2 protein-coding genes are annotated in these 879 nt (G+C 26.1%); both read right to left on the minus strand.

The window, feature by feature from the left end; translation table 11 throughout:
- Positions 1-72: 72 nt before the first annotated feature.
- Complete coding sequence (locus tag G3997_RS08605; RefSeq protein WP_296645370.1) at positions 73-525, minus strand: SoxR reducing system RseC family protein; 453 nt, start codon at positions 523-525, stop codon at positions 73-75.
- Between the two features lie 15 nt (positions 526-540).
- The gene (locus G3997_RS08610) at positions 541-801 is read right to left on the minus strand and encodes a metal-sensitive transcriptional regulator (protein ID WP_296645371.1); all 261 of its coding nucleotides are present in this window, start codon (positions 799-801) and stop codon (positions 541-543) included.
- Positions 802-879: the final 78 nt, after the last annotated feature.

An 879-nucleotide genomic window follows, 5' to 3' on the forward strand; every position in this document is an offset into this window, starting at 1 on the left:
ATACACTCCATTTTTAATTACTAATATGTATATTTCTATAATATAATTAAAGCCTTTATTATAATCTTGTTCCTATAATGTTATTTCATTTCCTTCGCTTACTACAATTCTAGTAACTATAGGTATATATTCTTTGCTATCTCTAAACTTCTTATCATTTTTCTTTAGTATTAAAAATACCATAATAGTAAATATTAATCCAACAATTGCACTTATAATTTCAATATTTCCATTAAAATTTATTGCATTTAGTATATAAAAAGTACCTACTGTTCCTATTAAAAGTGCTATTAAAGGTATTGTATATACTATAAAAGCAGCCTTCAATACATTCATAGTTTCCATATTAACTTCTACTCTATCTCCTACCTTAGCACCTATTGTATTATCAACCTCAACTATTATATCCTTTTCTTCAGATGTAGTTGTACATTTACCACAAGATGCACAAGCAGAATGGCGTTTTAATTTTAACTTTGCAGTTATATTATCTACAATCTCAATAATATACCCCTGTTGATTCATATTAAATTATCCCCCTTATTTTGTAAATTTATCTATAGTTCTCATAAGCTCAGCTATTGATTCTTCACTATTATCCTCTTTTATACTATTTACAACACATCCCTTTATATGATTTTCAAGTATAATAGATCCAACTTTATTAATAGCAGATCTTATGGCTGATATTTGGGTTAGTATATCTATGCAATACCTTTCTTCTTCTACCATTTTTTGTATTCCCTTAACTTGTCCTTCTATTCTATTTAGCCTTTTTATAAGCAAGTCCTTATCTTTCATTGTGCACCTCTTAGATTTTTTATAGTTATTTAACTATTTTTATCTATCTTAAAATATACTATGCTAATTATCTTTATC

The sequence above is a fragment of the Romboutsia sp. 13368 genome (genome assembly GCF_018336475.1).
Classification (GTDB): Bacteria; Bacillota; Clostridia; order Peptostreptococcales; family Peptostreptococcaceae; genus Romboutsia.